General features: G+C 74.1%; 18 protein-coding genes and 2 pseudogenes. 9 read left to right on the forward strand and 11 right to left on the reverse strand.

All coding sequences use genetic code 11. The annotated features are described in order from the left end of the window. Nucleotides 1–18 precede the first annotated feature (18 nt). The 5 genes from AB0D08_RS12960 to AB0D08_RS12980 all read right to left on the reverse strand — a co-directional run bounded on the left by AB0D08_RS12960 (nucleotide 19) and on the right by AB0D08_RS12980 (nucleotide 8,330). Nucleotides 19–1,755, reverse strand: a complete 1,737-nt coding sequence (locus AB0D08_RS12960) for an ABC transporter family substrate-binding protein (RefSeq protein WP_359888355.1) — start codon at nucleotides 1,753–1,755, stop codon at nucleotides 19–21. Between the two features lie 300 nt (nucleotides 1,756–2,055). Then, complete coding sequence (locus tag AB0D08_RS12965) at nucleotides 2,056–4,545, reverse strand: SpoIIE family protein phosphatase (protein ID WP_051814349.1); 2,490 nt, start codon at nucleotides 4,543–4,545, stop codon at nucleotides 2,056–2,058. Between the two features lie 177 nt (nucleotides 4,546–4,722). Beyond that, nucleotides 4,723–7,551 (reverse strand): SpoIIE family protein phosphatase, encoded by a 2,829-nt coding sequence (locus AB0D08_RS12970; protein ID WP_359888356.1) that lies wholly within the window; start codon nucleotides 7,549–7,551, stop codon nucleotides 4,723–4,725. A 213-nt stretch (nucleotides 7,552–7,764) separates the two neighbouring features. Then, complete coding sequence (locus AB0D08_RS12975; RefSeq protein WP_051812225.1) at nucleotides 7,765–8,166, reverse strand: (deoxy)nucleoside triphosphate pyrophosphohydrolase; 402 nt, start codon at nucleotides 8,164–8,166, stop codon at nucleotides 7,765–7,767. An 11-nt stretch (nucleotides 8,167–8,177) separates the two neighbouring features. Next, nucleotides 8,178–8,330 (reverse strand): hypothetical protein, encoded by a 153-nt coding sequence (locus AB0D08_RS12980; RefSeq protein WP_158515489.1) that lies wholly within the window; start codon nucleotides 8,328–8,330, stop codon nucleotides 8,178–8,180. Between the two features lie 311 nt (nucleotides 8,331–8,641). Here AB0D08_RS12980 and AB0D08_RS12985 point away from each other — a divergent pair, with 311 nt between their 5' ends. Then, nucleotides 8,642–9,226: a pyridoxamine 5'-phosphate oxidase family protein gene (locus AB0D08_RS12985; RefSeq protein ID WP_359888361.1), complete on the forward strand. Its 585-nt coding sequence runs from the start codon at nucleotides 8,642–8,644 to the stop codon at nucleotides 9,224–9,226. 51 nt (nucleotides 9,227–9,277) lie between these two features. Here AB0D08_RS12985 and AB0D08_RS12990 read toward each other — a convergent pair whose 3' ends face one another. Then, complete coding sequence (locus AB0D08_RS12990; protein WP_359888392.1) at nucleotides 9,278–10,612, reverse strand: hypothetical protein; 1,335 nt, start codon at nucleotides 10,610–10,612, stop codon at nucleotides 9,278–9,280. 252 nt (nucleotides 10,613–10,864) lie between these two features. Between AB0D08_RS12990 and AB0D08_RS12995 the strand changes: the two are divergent. After that, nucleotides 10,865–12,000, forward strand: a pseudogene (locus AB0D08_RS12995) (dihydrofolate reductase family protein). Nucleotides 12,001–12,044: 44 nt separating this feature from the next. Continuing rightward, entirely contained in the window at nucleotides 12,045–12,776 is a 732-nt protein-coding gene (locus AB0D08_RS13000) for an HAD-IA family hydrolase (RefSeq protein WP_359888364.1), read from the forward strand. Between the two features lie 74 nt (nucleotides 12,777–12,850). Here the strand turns inward: AB0D08_RS13000 and AB0D08_RS13005 are convergent, their stop codons facing one another. Further along, a complete protein-coding gene (locus AB0D08_RS13005; protein ID WP_359888367.1) occupies nucleotides 12,851–14,110 on the reverse strand; it encodes a serine hydrolase domain-containing protein in 1,260 nt (419 codons plus the stop codon). Between the two features lie 258 nt (nucleotides 14,111–14,368). Between AB0D08_RS13005 and AB0D08_RS13010 the strand changes: the two genes are divergently transcribed. The 3 genes and pseudogenes from AB0D08_RS13010 (at nucleotide 14,369) to AB0D08_RS13020 (ending at nucleotide 15,245) form a co-directional block, all read left to right on the forward strand. Next, nucleotides 14,369–14,626 (forward strand): type II toxin-antitoxin system prevent-host-death family antitoxin, encoded by a 258-nt coding sequence (locus AB0D08_RS13010; RefSeq protein ID WP_280687778.1) that lies wholly within the window; start codon nucleotides 14,369–14,371, stop codon nucleotides 14,624–14,626. Beyond that, the gene (locus AB0D08_RS13015) at nucleotides 14,623–14,883 is read left to right on the forward strand and encodes a Txe/YoeB family addiction module toxin (protein ID WP_359888370.1); all 261 of its coding nucleotides are present in this window, start codon (nucleotides 14,623–14,625) and stop codon (nucleotides 14,881–14,883) included. The genes AB0D08_RS13010 and AB0D08_RS13015 overlap by 4 nt, the downstream gene beginning before the upstream one ends. A 75-nt stretch (nucleotides 14,884–14,958) precedes the next feature. Further along, a pseudogene (locus AB0D08_RS13020) lies at nucleotides 14,959–15,245 on the forward strand (type II toxin-antitoxin system RelE/ParE family toxin). Between the two features lie 101 nt (nucleotides 15,246–15,346). Here the strand turns inward: AB0D08_RS13020 and ychF are convergent. Together ychF and AB0D08_RS13030 are read right to left on the reverse strand one after the other, a co-directional pair. Further along, nucleotides 15,347–16,420, reverse strand: a complete 1,074-nt coding sequence (gene ychF / locus AB0D08_RS13025; RefSeq protein WP_033820095.1) for a redox-regulated ATPase YchF — start codon at nucleotides 16,418–16,420, stop codon at nucleotides 15,347–15,349. Nucleotides 16,421–16,496: 76 nt separating this feature from the next. Continuing rightward, complete coding sequence (locus AB0D08_RS13030) at nucleotides 16,497–16,913, reverse strand: VOC family protein (protein ID WP_359888372.1); 417 nt, start codon at nucleotides 16,911–16,913, stop codon at nucleotides 16,497–16,499. A 108-nt stretch (nucleotides 16,914–17,021) separates the two neighbouring features. Here AB0D08_RS13030 and AB0D08_RS13035 point away from each other — a divergent pair, with 108 nt between their 5' ends. Beyond that, nucleotides 17,022–17,609, forward strand: a complete 588-nt coding sequence (locus AB0D08_RS13035) for a DUF6542 domain-containing protein (RefSeq protein WP_359888374.1) — start codon at nucleotides 17,022–17,024, stop codon at nucleotides 17,607–17,609. Between the two features lie 112 nt (nucleotides 17,610–17,721). On the opposite strand, the gene ppgK is transcribed toward AB0D08_RS13035, so the two are convergent. Both ppgK and AB0D08_RS13045 read right to left on the reverse strand, forming a co-directional pair. Next, a complete protein-coding gene (ppgK, locus tag AB0D08_RS13040) occupies nucleotides 17,722–18,465 on the reverse strand; it encodes a polyphosphate--glucose phosphotransferase (protein ID WP_033819746.1) in 744 nt (247 codons plus the stop codon). A 231-nt stretch (nucleotides 18,466–18,696) separates the two neighbouring features. Continuing rightward, nucleotides 18,697–19,671 (reverse strand): 4-hydroxy-3-methylbut-2-enyl diphosphate reductase, encoded by a 975-nt coding sequence (locus tag AB0D08_RS13045; RefSeq protein WP_033819745.1) that lies wholly within the window; start codon nucleotides 19,669–19,671, stop codon nucleotides 18,697–18,699. Nucleotides 19,672–19,835: 164 nt separating this feature from the next. Between AB0D08_RS13045 and AB0D08_RS13050 the strand changes: the two genes are divergently transcribed. Beyond that, nucleotides 19,836–21,143 carry an APC family permease gene (locus AB0D08_RS13050; RefSeq protein WP_359888395.1) on the forward strand — a complete coding sequence of 436 codons (1,308 nt, stop codon included), beginning with the start codon at nucleotides 19,836–19,838 and terminating at the stop codon, nucleotides 21,141–21,143. Between the two features lie 10 nt (nucleotides 21,144–21,153). After that, complete coding sequence (gene xseA / locus AB0D08_RS13055) at nucleotides 21,154–22,365, forward strand: exodeoxyribonuclease VII large subunit (RefSeq protein WP_033819743.1); 1,212 nt, start codon at nucleotides 21,154–21,156, stop codon at nucleotides 22,363–22,365. Nucleotides 22,366–22,375 lie beyond the last annotated feature (10 nt).

Raw genomic sequence — 22,375 nt, forward strand, 5'->3', positions numbered from 1 at the left:
GGCCCGGACGGCTCCCGGTCAGCCCTTGAGGAAGCCGACGTCCTGGAAGCGCGGCGAGCCGAAGCCGTACGCGCCGGCGCCCGCCACCGTGTTGCGGACCGCCACCAGGTCGGGCCGCTGGTAGAGCGGCACCGAGTGGGCGAGCTGCCAGATCCGGGCGTCGGCCTCCTGCACCAGGTCGCGCTGGACGCCCGGGTCCAGCTCGCCGGCGGCCTTGTCGAAGAGCTGGTCGATCTCCTCGCTGCCGGTGCGCGCGTAGTTCAGGCCCACCACCGGGACCCCGTCCGCGCCCGGCCTGGGCTTGGCGTACAGCGCCCGCTCGTCGCCCGGGTAGCCGGTGGACGGCCAGGAGAACAGCGCCAGGTCGAAGTCGCCGGTGGCCAGGTGCTGCGGCACGAAGGTGTCGGGGGCGACGGGCTGCGGCTTGACCGCGATCCCGGCCGCGGTGAGCTCCGCCGCCAGCTCGTCCGCCGTACGGCGGGCGGTGGCGGAGCCGTCCGGGAGCAGCAGGGTGAGGCTCAGCTCCTTGCCGTCCTTGCTGCGGGTGGCGCCGTTCAGCGGCCAGCCCGCCTGGTCCAGCAGTTCGGCGGCGGGGGTGGTGCCGAGGGCGGCGCTGTTGTCCCGGTAGCCGTCCTGGTCGTTCATCAGCAGGTGGTTGCCGAGCGCCGCGGCCTTCACCCCGAGCGGGCCGAGCGCGGCGGTGGCGGTCTTCTGCCGGTCCACGGCGCGTGCGATCGCCCGGCGGACCACCGGATCGGCCAGCGGGCCGCGGGTGGAGTTCAGCGTCAGCTGGGTGAAGGCCGGGGCGGCGGCCCGGTGCAGGGTCAGGCCGGGCAGTGCCTCGGCCCGCTTCAGCGCCTGCGCGGAGGCCTCCGCGGCGGCGGCCGCGTCCGGCGGGGCGGCGCCGGCGCTGTCCGCCGGGACGGCGCGGTCGACCGAGGAGGTCAGCGCGGCGATGTCCAGCTTGTCCTGGTCCAGCGCGTCCAGCCGGTCGGCGGCCGGGACGGCGACGAAGTCCAGCTCGTCCGCCTTGACCGGGTCGCCCCACCAGTGCGGGTTGCGGGCCAGCACCACCTTGCCGGCGGCCTCGTCGTACGAGGTGACCGTGAACGGTCCCGCCGAGGTGCGGAAGGTGTCCGCCAGCGGCTGGTTGAAGGCCTGCGCGGTGCCGGTCACGGCGGCCGGGTAGAGCGGGCTGAACAGCTCCCGCCAGGCCGCGTACGGCTGCTTGAGCACCACCCGCACCTCGTGCGGGTCCGCGCCCTGGGTGACCGAGTCGATCTGGGCGTAGCCGCCCGGGTGGTCGGTGAGGTACGCCGGGTCGGCGCCGGAGAGCGCCTTCCACTGGGCGGTGAAGTCGGCGGCGGACAGCGGGGTGCCGTCGCTCCAGGTGGCGTTGGGGTTCAGCCGGTAGGTCACCGTCTGCGGGCTCTGGCCCGGCGGGGTGGACTCGGCGCCGGCCAGGTAGTCGGGGTCGGCGACCGGGCGGGCCCGGGTGTCCAGCCGGAACAGGCTGGGCAGCAGGGCCCCGGCCAGCAGCGCGGAGTCGGCGGTGGCCTCCGGCTGGTGGACGTTGAGGGTGGCCGGGACGGCGTCCACGGCCCAGCGGAGCGTGCCGCCGTCGCGGACCGTCGAGCGGTCGGTGCCGCCCAGGTCGGCGGCGCCGGGGGCGGGCGCGGGGTCGTCCGAGCAGCCTGCTGCCGTCGTGGCGAGCAGGGCCGCGAGGGCTGCCGCGGCGAGCTGGGTGGCGCGCATGCGTTCCTCCGTCCGAACACACAGGTGGATCACCACTGAAGGCCACCCCCCGCGGCCCGCCCCGCCGCCACGACGGACACACCCCCACGAACCACCCACCCGGCCGAAGGCTGGGGGCGGAACTGCGCGAGACGGAAGACCGAGGACCTGCAACTGAACGCCGCCGGCAGGTGGCACGCACGAGGCCTCCCGCCCTCGCGCAGTTCCCCGCGCCCCCAAGAGAAACCCCGCGCCCCCGAAGGAGAACGCCCGCGCCCCCGAAGGAGAACCCCTGTGCCCCTGGCGAGACCGGCGGGGGCCTCAGAGGGCCAGTTCGAACCAGACGATCTTGCCCTTGGGGGTGCGGCGGCTGCCCCAGCGTTCGGCGAGGAGGCTGACCAGCTGGAGGCCGCGGCCGCCCTCGTCGGTCTCCTGGGCGCGGCGCTGGCGGGGCTGGGCGTAGCCGTCGTCCCAGACCTCGCAGACCATGGTGCGGTCCTTGAGCAGCCGCAGCCTGATGTCGCCGCGGCCGTGCCGCAGCGCGTTGGTGACCAGTTCGCTGACCAGCAGCTCGGTGGTGTCGACGAGTTCGTCGAGGCCGCGGGTGAGCAGCCAGCCGCAGGCGAGTTCGCGGGCCTTGGCGACGGAGGTGAGGTGGGGCGGCAGCTTCCAGTCGCCGACCGAGTCCTCGGCGAGCGGGACGACCTTGGCCATCAGCAGGGCGATGTCGTCCTCCCCGTGGTGCGGGTTGAGTTCGTCGAGGACCTCGTCGCAGAGCTGCTCCAGTGCGCGGGAGCCGTTCTCGAGCGCCTCGCGGAAGGCCCGCAGCCCCTCGTCGAGCTGGTGCTTGCGGGACTCGACCAGGCCGTCGGTGTAGAGGCCGAGGATGGCGCCCTCGGTGAGGGTGACCTCGACCTCCTCGAAGGGTTCGCCGCCGACGCCCAGCGGCAGGCCCGGCGGGACCTCGAGCATGCGGGCCGGCTCGCCGGGGCTGAGCAGGGCGGGCGGCAGGTGGCCGGCGTTGGCGAAGACGCAGCGCTGCTTGACCGCGTCGTAGACGGCGTACACGCAGGTGGCGAGGTAGACCTCGGAGATCTCCTCGCCGAGCTGGGTGTCGTCGCCGAGGCCGCGGGCGATCTCGTCGAGGGCGGAGAGCACCTCGGCGGGGTCGAGGTCGAGCATGGCGAGGGTGCGGACGGCGGTGCGCAGCTGGCCCATCGCGACGGCGGCGCGCAGGCCGCGGCCCATCACGTCGCCGATGACCAGGGCGGTGCGGCTGCCGGGCAGCGGGATGACGTCGAACCAGTCGCCGCCGACCTCGGTGTTGTTGTTGCTGGGCAGGTAGCGGCGGGCGATCTCCAGGCCGCTGGCGGCGGGCTTGCCGGGGGGCAGCAGGCTGCGCTGGAGGATCAGGGCGCGTTCGTGCTCGCGGCGGTAGAGGCGGGCGTTGTCGACGCAGACGGCGGCGCGGGCGACCAGTTCCTCGGCGATGGCGACGTCGCGGGCGTCGAAGGGTTCGCTGCCGATCGCGCGGGAGAGCTGGACCAGTCCGAGGACCTGGTTGCGGGCGACCAGCGGGACCACCAGCGTGGAGCGCAGCAGCGGGTCGGGGCCGGGCTGGGGCACGGTGGAGCGGCCGGTGCGCAGGGCGCGGGCGTGCGGGGAGCGGGGCGGGTAACAGAGGGTGCCGCCGGCCTCGGCGACCTGGACGGTGCCGCCCTGGTTGCCGAACACCGAGGAGGCGTTGCCGACGCTGCTGCGGACGGCGACCCGGCGCAGTTCGCCGCAGCCGTCGAGGACGCCGGGGCGGCCGGTGAGCGGGCCGGCGTCGCCGGTGAGCAGGGCGGTGTACAGGTCGACGTTGGCGACGTCGCAGAACTGCGGGACGATCACGTCGAGCAGTTCGTTGGCGGTGGTCTCCAGGTCGAGGGTGGAGCCGATGTGGCTGCTGGCCTCGTTGAGGAGGGCGAGGTTGCGGCGGACGCCGGCGGCCTCGCGTTCGGCGATGTGCCGGCTCGTGACGTCCTGGACCTGGCCGGCCACGCCCATGGGGTGGCCGGCGGCGCTGTTGAGCCGGTAGAGCGAGATCGACCAGGCGCGGTTCTCGTCGCGGCGGCCGTGCTCGCGGCCGTCGGTGACGGAGCGGGCGACCTGGACGGAGCCGCTGAACCGCAGGTCGAGGATGGGGGCACCGCTGGCGAGGACCTTGCGCAGGGCGGCGGTGAGGCGTTCGGCGTCGCCGGCCGGGAAGAGGTCGGCCGGGCCGAGGCCCTGGAGGGCGGGCGGGGCGAGGCCGACGGCGGCGGCGAAGGCGTCGTTGACGCGTTGCAGGGTGAGCTGCGGGTCGAACAGGAAGAAGCCGGTGGGGGTCTGTCCGAAGACGGCCTCGGAGGCGGCGAGCTCGGTCTCGACGGTGCGCAGCCGGCCGAGGTCGACGGCCAGGCAGGTGGCGCCGGGGGCGTCGCAGCCGGTGCTGGCGGGCATCACGTACAGCTCGGCGAGGCCCTCGCCGCCGGCGGTGTCGCGGTAGGGGGCGGTGCCGACCCACTCCTCGCCGCCGAGGATCCGCTCCAGCCGGGCCCGGCCGCGCTGCCAGAGCTCGCGCGGGACGAAGGTGGTGATCGGGTCGGCGCCGACCGCGTCGGTGGCGGGGACGCCGAAGAACTCCGCGGCGCGGTCGCTCCACTGGCTGATCCGGCCGTCGGGGCCGATCGCAAAGGTGGCGACCCGGATGTAGTCGTAGATCGATCCGGCCGGGCCGTGGCCCCAGCCTGCGGGCGCGGGTGAGGGGACCGGGCGCCGTGCCCCGATCGGGGCGCCCGGCTGCCCGGGCACGGCGGCATGACCGCTGCCACTCGTGGCGTTCCGCGCCGGAAGACTGTTCAACGGACCGACCCCTCCAACCCGTGCCCATCCGGATGTCGAGAAGACCGAATATTCGAAGTCCGAGTATTCATCATCCGGGCACGGGCGCACACGTCCCTGACATCACAACATCGAATCGGGCAGTTGAACCCCGGTGTCCGGGTCAAAGTGGTAAGGCTCGTCCGGGTGTTCGACCAGCGGGAGTTCGAACCAGACCGCCTTGCCCATGCCCTCGGAGCGGGCGCCCCAGTGCAGGGCGAGCCGGCGGACCAGTTCGAGGCCGCGGCCGCCCTCGTCGGCCTCGGCGGCGTGCCGCTCGCGGGGCGGGTCGGGCAGCGGGTCGGAGATCTCCACGAGGAGCGTCTCGCCGAGGGTGAGCCGGACCCCGATCGGGGCGCTGGCGTACCGGACGGAGTTGGTGACCAGCTCGCTGACCAGCAGCTCGGCGGTGTCGGTGAGGTGCTCGACGCTCCATTCGGCGAGCGCGCCGCGGACCAGCCGGCGGGCCCGGGAGACGGCGGTGGGCTCGGCGGGCAGCGTCCAGCCGGCGGTGGGGACGCCGGCCTGTCCGCGGCCGAGCCGGGCCAGCAGCAGGGCCACGTCGTCCGGCTCGCGGCCCTGCTCCATGGTGTCCAGCACCGCCTCGCAGGCCTGCTGGATCGAGGCGTACGGCTGTTCGAGGACGCTGAGCAGCCGGCCGAGGCCGACGTCGAGGTCCTTGTCGCGGGACTCCACCAGGCCGTCGGTGCACATCGCCAGCAGGCTCCCCTCGGGGATCTCCACCTCGATCGACTCGAACGGCACCCCGCCCACGCCCAGCGGCGCACCCGAGGGCAGGTCCAGCACTTGGCCGACCCCGCCGGGCAGCGGACCGCCGCTGCGGGCCGGCACCTCGGTGCCGTCGTCCTTCGGGACGATCAGCACCGGCGGGATGTGGCCCGCCTTGGTGGCCACCAGCCGGCCGGTGGCCGGGTCGAAGACGGCGTACACGCAGGTCGCCAGGAGCGCCTCGTCCGGGCCCTGGGCGAGGTCGTCGGCGAGCTCGTGGACGTGCCGCAGCAGGACGTCCGGCGGGAGGTCCAGCCCGGCCAGGGTGCGCACCGCGGTGCGCAGCCGGCCCATCGTGGCGGCGGCCCGCAGGCCGTGGCCCATCACGTCGCCGACCACCAGCGCGGTGCGGTCGCCCGGCAGCGGGATGACGTCGAACCAGTCGCCGCCGACCTCGGTGCCGCTGCTGCCGGGGACGTAGCGGTAGGCCACCTCGACGCCGGTGGGCTGCGGCACCTGCTGGGGCAGCAGGGTGCGCTGCAGGGTGAGCGCGGCGGTGCGCTCGCGGGCGTACAGCCGGGCGTTGTCCAGCGAGGAGCCGGCCCGGTCGGCGAGTTCGACGGTGAAGGCCAGGTCGTCCCGGTCGAAGCCCTCGCGGTACCCGGCGCGGCTGACCACCAGCAGCCCGATCACGATGCCGCGGGCGCGCAGCGGGACCACCAGCCGGGAGTGCACCCCGAGCTCGTGGGCGGCCTGCACCTTGGGGTCGCCCGGGTAGCTGAGGTCGCTCAGCTCGTCGCTGCCGGAGAGCAGCTCGGGCACGCCGCTGCGCAGCACCCGCCCGAACGCGGAGTCCTCGGAGAAGGTGATCCGGGCGCCGCGGCGCAGCATCGCCTCGACCTCGGGGCCGTCCTGGACGGAGGCCACCCCGAGCTGGAGCAGCGAGGTCCGGCGGTCGTGGCCGTGCCGGGGCAGGTCGTCCCCGTGGGCGACCGCCTGGAGCAGGATCACGCCTGCGTAGTCGGCCAGCCTGGGCACCACCGCGCCGGCCAGTTCCTGGGCGATCCGGGAGGCGTCGAGCAGGTCGCCGACCCGGGAGCCGAACTCGTTGAGCAGCGAGAGGCGGCGGCGGGCGTGCTCGACCTTGGCGACCGCCCGGTATCGCTCGGTCACGTCCATCACGGTGCCGGAGATGCCGAGCACCCGGCCCGAGCGGTCGGTCATCCGGCTGTAGGAGATCGAACGGAAGCCGGAGCGGGCGGTCAGCGGCGAGGCGAGGGTGACGTCGATCACGGGTTCGCCGGTGGCCAGCACCTGGCGCTGGATCGCGGTGATCTCGTCGGCGGCCCGCTCGGGCAGGGTCTCGCCGGTGGTGCGGCCGACGTGGTCCTCGGCGAGGACGCCGTTCATCTCGGCCAGGGTCTGGTTGACGGCGGTGTAGCGCAGGTCGGTGTCGAGGATCGCGATGCCGAGCGGGGACTGCTCGAACAGGGCGTCGCGGACCGCGAGGTCGCGCTCGACGGCCCGCAGGGTGGCCGCGTCGGCGAGGGCGACCTGGAGGAACGGCGTGCCGTCGCCGTCGACCAGCAGCGAGATCCGGGCCTCCACCGGGACCTGGGCGCCGTCCCGGTCGGCCAGCTCGGTGAAGCCGTGCCAGCGGCCCAGGCGCAGGGTCTCGGCGATCGCGGCGCGGGCCTGGGCGACCAGCTCCGGGTCGCCCATCAGCTCGTCGATCAGCCGGCCGACCAGGACCTCGCTGGGCCAGCCGAGCATCTCCTCGGCGGCGGGGCTCCACAGCACCACCCGCCCGCCGGTGTCCAGGATCGCGATGGCGACCTTCACCACGTCGAACAGGCTGCCGCCGTCGCGCTCGGCGGGCAGCCGGGCCGGGGCGCCCTCGCGGGGGGCGGCGGTGTTGGCGGCGGGCGTACCCGGGTAGGCCAGGGTGGGGCGCCCGCGTCCGGTGACGGCCGCGGGCGCGACGGGGTCGCGCGCGGGCTGCTCGGCCGGCTCGGGCTCCGCGGCGGCGCCGGGAGGCCGGGCGGGTCCGCGCAGCCGGGCCCGGGCGGCCGCGCCACCGGGGAGACGGCCGCCGCGCAGGCCGGGCTGGGAAGCGCGGCGCGAGCCCCGCCCGGGGAGTCCCCGGGCCCGCCGCTCTCCCTCGCCGCTTCCCGTGCTCACCACCTACGGGGCCTCCGGCTTCCGGGCGGCGCACCACGGCGGGACGCCGGGGTGCGGGCAGCCGCCGCGCGGCGTCCGGTCCGGGCCCACCGGGTCCGGGCTCACCGATCGTGACGAATGCTGCCGAACAGTGACATACCCCACTGAAGCCGGGCCTATCCCGGCATACGGGTCGTCTTTACGGCGTGACCTGCCTGGACCAACGCCCGGCGGTGTTCACCGCGCCGAACCGTCCAGCAGGGCGGCGACGTGCGGCAGGACCTCGCGGTCGTGCTCCAGCCAGTCGACGTCCTCCAGCTCGTCGGGGCCGAGCCAGCGCAGCTCCGAGTGGTCCTCCAGCGGGCGCGGCTCGCCGTCGACCAGTTCGGCCGCCCAGATCCGCAGCTCCAGGCCGGCCCGGATCGGCCAGCTGCCCGGCAGCTGCCGCAGCGCCCGCGCGCGGATGCCCAGCTCCTCCTGCAACTCGCGCTCCAGCGCCTGCTCCTGGCTCTCGCCGGGCTCGGCCTTGCCGCCCGGGAACTCCCAGTAGCCCGCCACCTCGGGCGGGGCGCTGCGCCGCGCCGCCAGTACCCGGCCCCGGTGGATGAGGGCCCCACCGACCACGATCCGCGTCTCCATGGCCCACGACCCTATGCGGACTCGCGCTCCACCCAGTACAGCTGCTTGTGGCCGCGGGCCTCGAACTCGGCGGCGAGCTGCTCGGCGGCCGCCCGGGTCAGCCCGCCCGCCACCAGGTACCGGTTGCCGTTGTCGTCCTGGCGCATCACCCGAAAGGTCTCCACAGCGCGACGGTACCGGGCCCGGCCCGGTGGGGGACGGGCCGGGCCCGGAGCAGAACTCCGACCGTAGGCACGGCTTGCTACCGCCGGGTACGGAGGTGATTAACAACAGGTAAGGCGCGCGTCGCGCCTACCGCCCGGAGACGGCTCCGGTGCGGTGCTCCGACGGGCGGCGCGAGACTACCGGAGTGCGCCAGGGTTGGACATACCGTCGGCGAACGCGCGGCAAACTAGCGGCGACACACCGTCCCGCCCCTTGGGACGGCGGGATCCACGCTCGACCGGGCGGGCCGGGCGCGCGGACAATCGCAGCCATGGGAAAGACCTACGAACACATCGACGACCGCCTGCGGAAGTTCATCGAGAGTCAGCCGGTCTTCTTCACCGCCACCGCCCCGCTCGCCGCCGACGGGCACGTCAACGTCTCCCCCAAGGGCCGCTCCGGCACCCTCGTGGTGCTGGACGAACTCACCCTGGCCTACCTGGACTTCGGCGGCAGTACCGCCGAGACCCTGGCGCACCTGCGGGAGAACGGCCGGATCACCCTGATGTGGTGCGCCTTCGAGGGCCCGCCGACCGTGCTGCGGGTGCACGGGCGCGGCGAGCCGGTGTTCCGGGACGACCCGCGGTTCGCCGGGCTGCTCGGGCACTTCCGCCCGGAGGCGGACGGCGCGGGTCTGCGCGCGGTGGTCCTGGTCACCGCGGAGCGGGTGAGCGACTCCTGCGGGTTCGCCGTCCCGTACCTGGACTACCGCAGCGACCGGGAGTTGCACGCCCAGCACTTCGGCCGCAAGAGCGACGAGGAGTTCCGCGCCTACTGCGAGGGCAAGCCGTACGTCGGCACCAGCCTCGACGGGCTGCCCGCGCTGCCCATGCCGCTGCCGCCCCGGCCGGTCTGATCCGGCGGGGGCGGCAGCGGGCGCGCCGGGGCGCTCGTGGCGGTCGTGGCGTCAGCCGATGGTGAACCAGGTGGTGCGGGACTTCTTCCACTCCGGGTGGGTCAGGTCCTTGGCCTCGGTGCCGTCGCCGTAGAGGTCCGCCGAGCCGTCGTCGGTGATCAGCTGGGCACGGGCACCGGGCACCGACAGGTCCGGGACGTCGACCACGGCCTCCCAGCCGCCCGCGTCGCTGGTCGGCAGGTCGAGCACCTTGACCGGGGCGTCCGAGGGCTGCCCGGTCCAGCGGTAGAGCGCGTACGGGTCGGAGTTGTCGTCGGCGGCCCAGGAGCCCGCCACGATCAGGTACTGGCCGGCCGCGTTCTTGCGGATGTCACGGACCGACAGGCCGCCGAGGTCCAGCGTGACCGGGGTGCCGAAGGTGGCGTGCACCGAGCCGCCGGCCAGCCTGTCGAAGTTGGTGACCGGCACCAGCAGCGCCTTGCCGCCGGCCGCCGGCGGCACCAGCGGCGCCCGGAAGCCCACGTAGGCGGTGGTGGTGGAGCCCGGCGCGAACTCCAGGCCCTCCACGTTGAAACCGTCGATCTGCTTGGGGATCTCGCCCGCGGCGGAGCCGGCCGCGAAGCCGAACCGGTTGCCGTTGACCTTGTCCCAGGCGATCAGGTCGGCCCGCAGCCCCTTGTACGAGCCGCCGAGCGCCAGCTGGGTGGCGGCGCCGGAGCCGGTCACCGTGGTGGTGAACAGGGTGGCCCGGTCGGCCTTGATCTCGCCGTCCTTGTTGTTGCCCAGCGAACCCAGCCAGTAGATCGTGTTGCCGACCCGGGTGGCCGCCTCGATGTCGATCTCCTTGGAGACGCCGAGCGACGAGGAGAAGTCCCAGGTGCGCACCGGCGCGCCGGAGGCGTTGCGGTCGTACAGCCGCAGCACGTTGGACTCGTCGTCGGCGACCACGATGTAGCCGCCGCCCGCGTCCACCGCCGCCGAGGCGTCGCTGGAGCCGGTCAGGTAGCGGGCGTCCGCCGAGTGCTGGACGGCGGCGGAGGCCGCGTAGTGCAGCGTCTTGGTGGCGGTCTTGCCACCGAGACCGGTGACCTTGACCGTCAGGTCGGTGTAGCCGACCCCGCGCGCGGCCACCGTCAGGGTGCGGCTGCCGGTGGTGCCGGTCACCGACACGTCGGTGGTCTTCGCCACCGAGGACCTGCTGGTGGCCGACGCGGCGACGGTGAGCGCGGAGACGTCCGCGCCGCTCTGCGCGACCGTCACGGTGACCGTCGGGTCGCCGGTGGCGCCCACGGCGCCGGACAGGTAGGCCGCCGACAGGGAGATGGTGGGGGTGCCGTAGCTCGCCGCGGTGGCGGGAGCGGCGAGCGCGGGTACGGCGGCGAGCACGAGTGCTGCCGCGGCGAGACCGAGCGAGCTGGGACGGGACACCTGATGGCCCTTCGACGGACGGGGGATGCGAGGACCGGACCAGGGTGGGGGCGGCGGGCGAACGGCGGAGATACAACGGCCGGTGGTTCGGCGAACAGCTCACCGCCAGCGGTGGCGTGGAGCGCGGAGCGGGGGGTGAACCGCGGTGTGGAGCGCGAGCCGTAGCGTGGGGGTGAACCACCAGCCCGCACCGACAGATCGGACCGGTCCATGGCCGCCGCCGCACGCCCGTACGTCCTGCTGAGCGCCGCCGTCTCGGTCGACGGCCGCCTCGACGACGCCGGCCCCGAGCGGCTGCTGCTCTCCAACGCCGAGGACTTCGACCGGGTCGACCAGCTGCGGGCCGGCTGCGACGCGATCCTGGTCGGCGGCAACACCCTGCGCCGCGACAACCCCCGGCTGCTGGTCAACTCCCCCGCCCGCCGGGCGGCCCGGGCGGCGGCCGGCCGCAGCGCCTACCCACTGAAGGTCACGCTGAGCGCGAGCGGCGACCTGCCGGCCGGGCTGAACTTCTGGCACACCGGCGGCGCCAAGGTCGCGTACACCACCGACGCCGCCGCCCCCCGGCTGCGGGCCGCGCTGGCGGGACTGGCGGACGTGGTGGCGGCGGGCCCGCAGGTCGGGCTGGGAGCCGTACTGGACGACCTCGGCGCGCGCGGCGTCGAGCGGCTGATGGTCGAGGGCGGCGGCAGCGTGCACACCCAGTTCCTGGCCGAGGGGCTGGCCGACGAGCTCCAGTTGGCGCTCGCCCCGCTGCTGGTCGGCCAGGCGGACGCGCCGCGCTTCCTCGGCACCGCCGACTTCCCGGGCGGACCCGGGCGGCGGATGCGGCTGCTGGAGGCACGTACGGTGGGGGACGTCGTCCTGCTCAGGTACGCCCCGAAGGAGCCCACCCCGTGACCAGCGAGCTGCAGTGGCTGACGCGCGCCGTCGAACTGTCCCGCAACTGCCCGCCGTCCACGACCGCGTTCTCGGTCGGCGCGGTGATCGTCGGCGCCGACGGCGAGCTGCTCAGCGAGGGCTGGAGCCGGGAGAGCGACCCGAACGACCACGCCGAGGAGGCCGCGCTCGCCAAGCTGCCGGCCGGCGACCCGCGTCTGCGCGGCGCGACCGTGTACAGCTCGCTGGAGCCCTGCGGGCAGCGCGCCTCCCGGCCGCTCACCTGCGCGCAGCGGATCATCGCGGCCGGGGTCCCGCGGGTGGTGGTGGCCTGGCGCGAGCCCGACCTGTTCGTGACGGCCTGCCAGGGCACGGCGCTGCTCACCGCCGCCGGGGTCGAGGTCGTCGAGCTGCCCGAGCTGGCGCAGGCGGCCCGGGAGGTCAACGCGCACCTGCTGGGGCGATGAGTTTGTATCCTGGGAGAACAAACTCGCTCCCTGGAGGTACCCGGATGTCCGCCACCACCCCGCCGGCCACGGCCCCGGCCGCCACCGCCTCGACCACCACGGCCCCGACCGCCGCCGCGGGCCGCCCCACGACGCTGCCCGCCCGGGCGCTGCTGCTCGACATGGACGGCACCCTGGTCAACTCCGACACGGTGGTCGAACGCTGCTGGCGCCGCTGGGCCGCCCGGCACGGGCTGGACGGGGACGCCGCGATGAAGGTGGTGCACGGCCGCCAGGGCCACCTCAGCATGGCCATCCTGCTGCCCGACCGCCCGATGGAGGCAAACCTGGCGGAGAACCGGCAGATGCTCGCCGAGGAGACCGCCGACGTCGACGGCGTGATCCCGGTCCCCGGCGCGGAGTCCTTCATGGCCGCGGTGGCCGGCCTCCCGCACGCCCTGGTCACCTCCGCCGACGAGGCACTCGCCCGGGTCCGGATGGGCGCGGCCGGGCTGCCGCTGCCCGCGCTGCTGGTCACCGCCGAGTCGGTCGGCGCCAGCAAGCCCGACCCCGAGGGCTTCCTGAAGGCCGCCGCCGAACTCGGCGTCGACCCGGCCGACTGCATCGTCTTCGAGGACTCCGAGGCCGGGGTGGCGGCCGGCCGCGCGGCCGGCATGCGCGTGGTGGGCGTCGGCCCGCGGGCCGCGGCCCACCGGCCGACCGCGCACGTCGCCGACCTGACCGCCGTCACCGTCCGGGCGGACGGGGACGGCGGGATCCTGCTGCTGCTCGGCTGACGGGGCGCCTGGCGACCCGGTGACCCTGCGGGTGTCAGGGCGGCCCCGCAGGTGTACGGGCGCCCCTGCGGGTGTCAGGGCGTCGCGGGCGGGAGAACGGCGTTGGCGAGCCCCAGCACGTACTTCATGTCCGCGCCGCCGACATCGGTGGGGTTGAACGAGTAGACGATCGTGCGGGCCAGGTCGCGGGTGGCGAACACCCCGCTGGTGTAGCCGGGGCGGGTGCCGGTCTTGCCCCACAGGTCGACGCCGTTGAGCACCGTGTGCTCCAGCCCCATGCTCATGCAGGCCCGCCCGGCGTCGGGACCGGCCGCGCAGTGGCTGCTGCTGCGGTTGGGCACGTCCGGGACGGTGAACAGCAGCCGCTGCTGCGCGGCGGGCAGCAGCCGGCCCCGGAACAGCGCCGTCACGAAGCGGTCCAGGTCGGGCGCGCTGGAGATCAGCCCGCCCTCCGCCCACGGGAACGGGCTCTGCTCGGTGACGTCCACCCGCCGGGTGCCGCCGCTGCCGTCCGGCACGCTCAGGTAGGCCCGGGCGGACGGGCGGGCGAGGAGCGGATCGTCCGCGGCGGGGACGTCGGTGTCGCGCAGGCCCAGCGGGCGGATGATCCGGCTGCGCACCTCGTGCGCGTAACTGTGGCCGGTGACCTTCTCGATCAGCAGGCCGGCCACGAAGGTGTTCATGCCGTTGTACTGCTGCGCGGTGCCCGGCTCGAAGCTCATCGACTGGCCCGCCATCGAGCCGACCACCTGCTGCGGGGTGAGGCTCTGGAACCGGTGCTCGGCGAACCAGGCGTTGGAGCCGTCGCCCCAGCCGTCGCCGGTGCCGTTCGGCAGCCCGCTGGTGTGGTTCAGCAACTGCCCCACCGTGACCGGCGCCAGGCCGGCGGGCAGGACACCCGGCAGGTAGCCCTGTACGGGGGCGTCCAGGTCGATGCGGTGCTCGGCCGCCAGCTGGAGCACCACGGCGGCCGTGAATACCTTGGAGATGCTGCCGATCCGGAACCGCCCGTCGACGTCGACCGGGCGGCCGGTCACCAGGTCACCCTCGCCCCAACTGGTGCTGTACTGCCCGGCGCTGCCGGTCACCCGCAGCAGCGCGCCGGTCAGATCGGCGTTCGGCAGCGCGGGCACCGCCCGCCGGATCGCCGCCCGGTCCAGCGGCGGCAGTTTCGCCCGCGTCCCCTGTCCGTCCGCGGTCGCGGCAGCCACCGCGCCCGTTCCGGCGGGCTCGGCCGCCAGGGCCGGTGCGGCCACCCCCGCGGTGAGCGCCACGAGCAGCGCGCCGGCGGCGGCGATCGTCGACCAACGGGTGCGGTTCACCTTCGAGTTCATGCCTGCGTTCCCCCGATTCCGGTACCTCCGGGCCGGCCGTCCCGGCCCCACCACCCACCCTGCCGGCACCCCACCGCCGAGCCATCGGGGACCGCCCCCGAACCAACCCGGACCAGTCCATGACACGACGTCAGGGTCACCCCGGACGGACCCGCCCGACGACGGGACCACCCCGGGCCGACGCAGACACGCTCGCAACCTTCTCACCGGGCCGGAGATCGGCGTACAATTTCCTGTACCTATCGGAGGAGCTGAGCCATGAAGACGATGACCTACTCGGAGTCCCGGGCGCGCTACGCCGAGGTGCTCAATGCGGTCACGGATGACCGCGAGGAGATAGTCATCACCCGCGCCGGGCACGAGCCAGTGGTGATCGTCTCGCTGGAGGACTACCAGTCCCTCAAAGAGACGGCCTACCTGCTGCGCAGCCCGGCGAACGCACGCCGTCTACTGGCCTCGATCGAGGAGCTGGAGTCCGGCGGCGGCACCGTCCGGGAGCTGGCGGACCCCGAGTGAAGATCATCTTTGCCTCACGCGCCTGGGAGGACTACCTCTGGTGGCAGCTCCAGGACCGAAAGATCCTCAGGCGCATCAACGCACTCATCGCCGACGTCGCCCGCACCGGCAATGAAGGCATCGGAAAGCCCGAACCGCTCAAGCACGGCTTCCAGGGCTACTGGTCGCGCCGGATCAACGACGAGCACCGCTTGATCTACAAGGTCACCGACGACTCGATCCTGATCGCCCAGTGCCGCTACCACTACGAGAACTGACCTGACGCCCGCCACGGGTACAGCGGGTTGCCGAAGACCGTCGGCCACGGCATTCGGCGGCCCGGCCGGGGGCCGCTGCCGTACGCGGCGAGTGAGTACCGAACCCGTCTTTCACCCCAAGGCGAAGGGCCGAACTCCGGAAGATCCCTCGCGAGACGGCGCTGCGCATCCTCGCCAGGCTGACCGGGCCGGAGGCGGCCCCTCTCGGCTTCGACACCCCCGCGCTCGTGTCCCAGCCCGAACGTCGCCGCCTGCGGGTCGGTGACTACCGCGTCGTCCACACGGTCGACAACGGCGAGCTGGTGGTCCGGGCCGTTCACGCGGGGCATCGATCCACCGTTACGAGACCTGACCGCCGCTGACCCCGCGTCCGAACATCCGGCGACCATCCGGCGCGGCGACCACGAAGGGGCCGGACTCGACGGAGTCCGACCCCTTACGGTCTGTGCGGGCGACGCTTCGACTAGACGTTGAAGCGGAACTCCACCACGTCGCCGTCCTGCATGACGTACTCCTTGCCCTCGATGCGGGCCTTGCCCTTGGCGCGGGCCTCGGCGATGGAGCCGGTCTCGACCAGGTCGTCGAAGGAGATGACCTCCGCCTTGATGAAGCCCTTCTGGAAGTCGGTGTGGATGACTCCGGCGGCCTCGGGGGCGGTGGCACCCTTCTTGATGGTCCAGGCCCGGGTCTCCTTGGGGCCGGCGGTGAGGTAGCTCTGGAGGCCGAGGGTCTCGTAGCCGACGCGGCCGAGGGTGGCCATGCCGGTCTCCTCCTGGCCCATGGACTGGAGGAGCTCCAGCGCCTCGTCCTCGTCCATGCCGATCAGCTCGGACTCGATCTTCGCGTTGAGGAAGATCGCCTCGGCCGGGGCGACCAGCGCGCGCTGCTCGTCCTTGAAGGCCTCGTCGGTCAGCTCGTCCTCGTCGACGTTGAAGACGTAGAGGAACGGCTTGGTGGTGAGCAGGTGCAGCTCGCGCACGGAGGAGGCGTCGAAGCCGACCTCGAAGAGCGTCTTGCCGGACTCCAGGACCTTCTGGGCCGCCTCGGCCGCCGCCAGGGTGGCCGCCGACTCCTTCTTCAGGCGGGCCTCCTTCTGCAGGCGGGGCAGCACCTTCTCGATCGACTGCAGGTCGGCGAGGATCAGCTCGGTGTTGATGGTCTCGATGTCGTCCTTGGGCGAGACCTTGCCGTCCACGTGCACCACGTCGGGGTCGACGAAGGCCCGGATGACCTGGCAGATCGCGTCCGACTCGCGGATGTTGGCGAGGAACTTGTTCCCCAGCCCCTCGCCGACCGACGCGCCGCGCACGATGCCGGCGATGTCCACGAAGTCCACCGTCGCCGGCAGGATGCGCTGCGAGCCGAAGATCTCGGCGAGCTTGGCCAGCCGGGAGTCCGGGACGCCGACCACGCCGACGTTGGGCTCGATGGTGGCGAACGGGTAGTTGGCCGCCAGCACGTCGTTCTTGGTCAGGGCGTTGAACAGGGTCGACTTGCCGACATTCGGCAGACCGACGATTCCGATCGTGAGCGACATGTAGCGATGTCCCGTGGGCTTGGAGGGAGGTGGAACGGCACCGGTCCGGGCCGATCCCCCAGTCTACGGGGCGCCGTCACGCGGACCGGTCGGGCTCCGGGATCCGCTCCGGGATCCGCTCCAGGAACTCCAGCCGGTTGCCGAACGGGTCCGCCGAGTGGAAGCGGCGGTCCCCGGGGAGGCCGGTGTCCCACAGCACCGGGCTGCCGTGCTCCGCCAGCCGGGCCGCCAGCGCGTCCAGCGAGCCGACCAGGATGCCGGGGTGCGCCTTGGGCGACGGCAGGTGGGCGTCGACCGCGCCGAGGTGCACCTCGACCCCGCCGCCCCGGAACCAGCAGCCGCCACGGGCCGCCAGCACCGGCGGCTTGGCCAGCTCGGTCATCCCGAGCACGCCCGCCCAGAACTCCCGGCAGCGCTCCTCGGAGCCCCGCGGCACATCCAGCTGGACGTGGTGCAGCCGCTCGAACGTGAAGTCCCCAGTGCCGGTCCCCAATGCCTGCCTCCCTTTCCCGGCCGGAGACCCTAGTCCCCTTCCGGACACGGGGGAAGCAATCCGCGGGCATTACACAGTGTGGCGATGATCGGACCGTACGTTGGTCGGGTGGAGCAGAGCATCCGTACCCAGCCGCCAGGGCCGAGACGGCGGCCGCCGACCCCGGCCGCCGCCGAGGCCGCCGTACCGGGGCCCGCCACGCCCCCCGACTCCCGGCTGCGGACCGCCTCCGGCCCCCGCCCCCGTACCGCGCCCCGGATCCGGCTGCGGCTGCGGCTGCCGCTGCGGCTGCCCACCGCCCCGCGGCGGCGCGGCGGCCGGCCGACCCGGCTGACCGCGGTCGGCACCGGGGTGGTCGCCGTGCTGGCCACGTTGGCGGTGGCGCTGGTGGACCGGCTGCTGTTCGGCGGCCTCGGGGTGCTGTTCGGGCTCGGCTACCTGGCGATCTGCTTCCAGCTGGCGGTGCGGGTACGGCTGTCGGACCTGCCGGCGGCGCCGATCAGCGGTCCGATCGCGTTCGCGGCCGCCCTGGTGCTCTGCCAGCCGGACCCGGCGCACGGGATCACCGGGCACGTGGTGTCGCTGGCCGCCGGGCTGGCCCTGCGGGCCGGGTGGCTGTTCGCCGGCACCGGGCTGGCCGTACTGATCGTCGGTGCCCGTTTCCTCGCCCAGCGCCGGATCCGCCGGAGCCGGTGACGGCCTGTCGGCCCGTGGCCCGCAGCCCCCGCCCCCCGGCCCGCAGCCCGCAGCCCCCGGCCTCACGGCCTACGACGCCCCGGCTCCGGCCGACGACGCCCCGGCCCGCTGCTCAGCCGGATTTGGCGGCGGCCATCGCCGCGCCGACGATGCCCGCGTCGTTGCGCAGCTCGGCCGGGACCACCTCGGCCTCGCGCCGGGTGAGCAGCGGGAGGAACTTCTCGTGCTTGCGGCTCACCCCGCCGCCGATGATGATCAGCTCCGGTGAGAACAGCCGCTCGACCATGCCAAGGTACTCGTCCACCCGCTCGGCCCACTGCGGCCAGCTGAGGTCGTGCCGCTCCCGTGCCGCCGAGGCCGCCCGGTGCTCGGCGTCCTTGCCGCGCAGCTCCAGGTGGCCGAGCTCGGTGTTGGGCACCAGGGCGCCGTCCACGAAGAGCGCGCTGCCGATGCCGGTACCGAAGGTGAGCACCAGGACGACCCCACCGCGCCCGTGCCCGGCCCCGTAGGTGAGCTCGGCGAGGCCGGCGGCGTCGGCGTCGTTGAGCACGGTGGCCGGCAGGCCGAGGGCGTCCGAGAAGAGGCCGGCGGCGTCCTCGCCGATCCAGCGCTTGTCCACATTGGCGGCCGTCCGGGTCTGCCCGCCGACCACCACGCCCGGGAAGGTCAGCCCGACCGGGCCCTGGTGGCCGAAGTGTCCGACCACCTCGGCGACCGCCGCCACCACCGACTCCGGGGAGGCCGGGTGGGGCGTCAGCACCTTGTGTCTCTCCTGGGCCAGCGCACCGCGTTCCAGGTCGACCGGCGCGCCTTTGATGCCGGAGCCGCCGATGTCCACACCGAAGACCGTCGTCATGCCGCAGCCACCCTCCGTTTTCCACAGCCTGTGCACAAAAGTACGGGCGCAGGACCGCCCCCGCCTGCTGATACCCCGGGCGCGCCGGTACGACGCCGGTACGGCACCGGCCCCGGCACCGGCCCGGCGGCAGGACAGCACCGCGCCCGGGACCCCGTGGGGCCCCGGGCGCGGCGGGAAGGCTGGGCAGGCTGGAAGAAGCCGGGAGAGACCGAGCGAGGCCGGGAAGGCTCAGAGCCGGCCGGCGGCCTCGGCGCGCAGGTCGCGGCGGAGCTCCTTGGGCAGCGAGAAGATCAGGTGCTCCTCGGCCGTCTTGACGGTCTCCACGTCGGCGTAGCCGCGCTCGGCCAGGAAGGCGAGCACGCCGTCGACCAGGATCTCCGGCACCGAGGCGCCGCTGGTCAGGCCGACCGTGGTGACGCCCTCCAGCCAGGCCTCGTCGATCTCGTCGGCGAAGTCGACCAGGTACGCGGCCTTGGCGCCGTACTCCAGGCCGACCTCGACCAGCCGGACGGAGTTGGAGGAGTTCTTGGAGCCGACCACGATCAGCAGGTCCGTCTCGGGTGCCATCTGCTTGACGGCGACCTGGCGGTTCTGGGTGGCGTAGCAGATGTCGTCGCTGGGCGGGCTCACCAGCAGCGGGAAGCGCTTCTTCAGCTCGCCGACGGTGGCCATGGTCTCGTCGACCGACAGGGTGGTCTGGGACAGCCAGACCACCTTGGACTCGTCGCGGACCTGCACGTTGGCGACGTCCTCGGCACCGTCCACCAGGTGGATCCGGTCCGGGGCCTCGCCCATGGTGCCGATGACCTCTTCGTGGCCCTCGTGGCCGACCAGCAGGATGTCGTAGTCCTCGTCGGCGAAGCGCACGGCCTCCTTGTGCACCTTGGTCACCAGCGGGCAGGTGGCGTCGATGGTGGCGAGCTTGCCGGCCCTGGCCTCGTCGTGGACGGCCGGGGCGACGCCGTGGGCCGAGAAGACCACGATCGAGCCCTCCGGGACCTCCTGGGTCTCGTCGACGAAGATCGCGCCGCGCTTCTCCAGGGTCTGCACGACGTACTTGTTGTGGACGATCTGCTTGCGGACGTAGATCGGTGCCCCGTACTGCTCCAGGGCCTTCTCCACGGCGATCACGGCGCGGTCGACGCCCGCGCAGTAGCCCCGGGGGGCGGCGAGCAGGACACGGCGCTGAGCAGTGGTGGACATGGCTCCATCGTACGGGCGGCGGCGGGGCGGGCCGACGCGTGTCGCCGCTCGGACGCGAAGCGGCGGAACCGATCGGCGTAGGTGATCAAATGGGCGGGGTGAGCGAGGAAGTCGGGTCGGGCGGGTCGGACGGTCTGCGGCGCACCCTCGGCGTGCGGGACCTGATGGTCTACGGGCTGCTGTTCATCGCCCCGATGGCCCCAGTCGGCGTGTTCGGGGTGCTGGACGCCAAGAGCCACGGTGCGGTCGCGGCGGTGTACCTGGCGGCGACGGTGGCGATGGGGTTCACCGCGCTGTCGTACGCCGAGATGGTGCGGGCGGTGCCGCGGGCGGGGTCGGTGTTCGCGTACGCGCGGGCCGGGCTGGGCGAGGCGCCGGGGTTCGTCGCCGGGTGGATGGCGATGCTGGACTACCTGCTGATCCCGGCGGTCGCGTACCTGTTCTCCGGGATCGCGCTGAACTCGCTGGTGCCGGGCGTGTCCCGGTGGGTGTGGACGGCGCTGGCGGTGCTGGTCACCACGGTGCTCAACCTGGCCGGGGTGCGGACGGCGGCCACGGTGGGCTTCGCGGTGCTGGCGCTGGAGGTCGCGGTGCTGGCGGTGTTCACGGTGGCGGCGACGGTGGAGCTGGTCCGGCACGGCGCGGCCCGCGACTGGTGGTCGCCGCTGACCGCGGTGGGCGGTTTCTCCTGGTCGGCGGTGGTCTCGGCGGTGTCGGTGGCCGTGCTGTCGTACCTGGGGTTCGACGCGATCGCCTCGTTCGTGGAGGAGGCGGTGGGGGCTTCGGCAGCGGTCGCGAAGGCCGTGCTGTGGTGCCTGGCGCTGGCCGGACTGCTGTTCGTGGTGCAGACCTACCTGGCGGCGCTGCTGGAGCCGGTGAGCCCGCAGGAGCTGGCGGCCGACCCGGCCGCGCAGGGTTCGGCCTTCTACGACACGGTGGACTCGGCGATCGGGCACTGGCTGCACACCCTGGTGGCGGTCTCCAAGGCGGTCGGTGCGGCGTTCGCGGCGCTGGCCGGGCAGGCCGCGGCCGGGCGGCTGGTGTTCGCGATGGCGCGGGAGGGGCGGCTGCCGCGGGTGCTCGGGGTGGTGGACGGCCGGTCGGGGGTGCCGCAGCGGGCGCTGCTGACCGCGGCGGTGATCACCCTGGTGGCGGCGGTGTGGGCGGCCCGCCGGGACGACGGTCTGGACCGGCTGGCGTCGGTGGTGAACGTCGGCGCGCTGACGGCGTTCGTGCTGCTGCACGCGTCGGTGATCGGGTGGTACGTGGTGCGGCGGCGGTCGCGGGAGTGGCTGCGGCACCTGGTGGTGCCGGTGCTGGGGATCGCGGTGCTGGTGGCGGTGCTCGTGGAGGCGTCGCACGCGGCGCAGGTGGTGGGGGCGGTGTGGCTGGTGGCGGGGCTGGTGGTGCTGGGGGTGCAGGGAGGCCGGGGCGGGCGGCGGGGTCAGCGGGCTGTCGGGCGGCGGCGCTAGCCTCGTGGGCATGACCAACTCCAGCTCTCCCGAGGCGCCGATCCCGGTCGGCAAGGTTTCCGCGCTGATCGGCGGCTGGATCGACCGGCTGGGCGAGGTGTGGGTCGAGGGGCAGATCGCGCAGCTGAACCGGCGGCCCGGCGCGGGGATGGTGTTCCTGACACTGCGCGACCCGGACCGGGACGTCTCACTGACCGTCACCTGCTTCCGGTCGGTCTTCGAGCGGGTGGCCGAGGTGGTGCAGGAGGGCTCGCGGGTCCTGGTGCACGCCAAGGCGGAGTGGTACACCGCGCGCGGCTCGCTGTCGCTGCGGGCGTCCGAGATCCGGCTGGTCGGGCTGGGCGAACTGCTGGCGCGGCTGGAGCAGTTGAAGAAGCGGCTGGCCGGCGAGGGGCTGTTCGCGGCGGAGCGCAAGCGGGCGCTGCCGTTCCTGCCGCACCGGATCGGGCTGGTCACCGGCCGCGGTTCGGCCGCCGAGCGGGACGTGCTGGAGGTGGCCCGGCGGCGCTGGCCGGCGGTCCGGTTCGAGGTGCGCAACGTCCTGGTGCAGGGACCCAGTGCGGCGGGGCAGGTGGCGGCGGCGGTCCGGGAGCTGGACGCGCTGCCCGAGGTGGACGTGATCATCGTGGCCCGCGGCGGCGGCAGCGTCGAGGACCTGCTGCCGTTCTCGGACGAGGAGCTGATCCGTACCGTGGCGGCCGCCCGTACGCCGGTGGTCAGCGCGATCGGGCACGAGCCGGACCAGCCGCTGCTGGACTTCGTGGCGGACCTGCGGGCCGCCACCCCTACCGACGCCGCCAAGCGGGTGGTGCCGGACGTGGGCGAGGAACTGGCCCGGGTGCACCAGCTGCGCGACCGCGCCCGCCGGTACATCACCGGGCGGGTGGAGCGCGAGCAGGCAGGGCTGGAGGGGGTGCGCAGCCGGCCGGTGCTGGCCGCGCCGCACCGGCTGGTGGAGGGCCCGGCGGCGGAGGTGACGGCGCTGGTGGAGCGGGCCCGGCGGGTGCTGGGTCACCGGCTGGACCACGCCGAGACGGATCTCGGGCACACGCTGGCCCGGGTGGTGGCGCTGTCTCCGCTGGCGACGCTGGAGCGCGGGTACGCGGTGCTGCAGCGGGCGGACGGGACGGTGGTGACCGATCCGGCGCAGGTCACGGCGGCGGAGCGGCTGCACGCCCGGGTGGCGGGCGGCGGCTTCGAGGTCACGGCCGACGGGGGCTGACGGCTCCGGA

Source organism: Kitasatospora sp. NPDC048540 (genome assembly GCF_040651175.1).
Taxonomy (GTDB): Bacteria; Actinomycetota; Actinomycetes; order Streptomycetales; family Streptomycetaceae; genus Kitasatospora.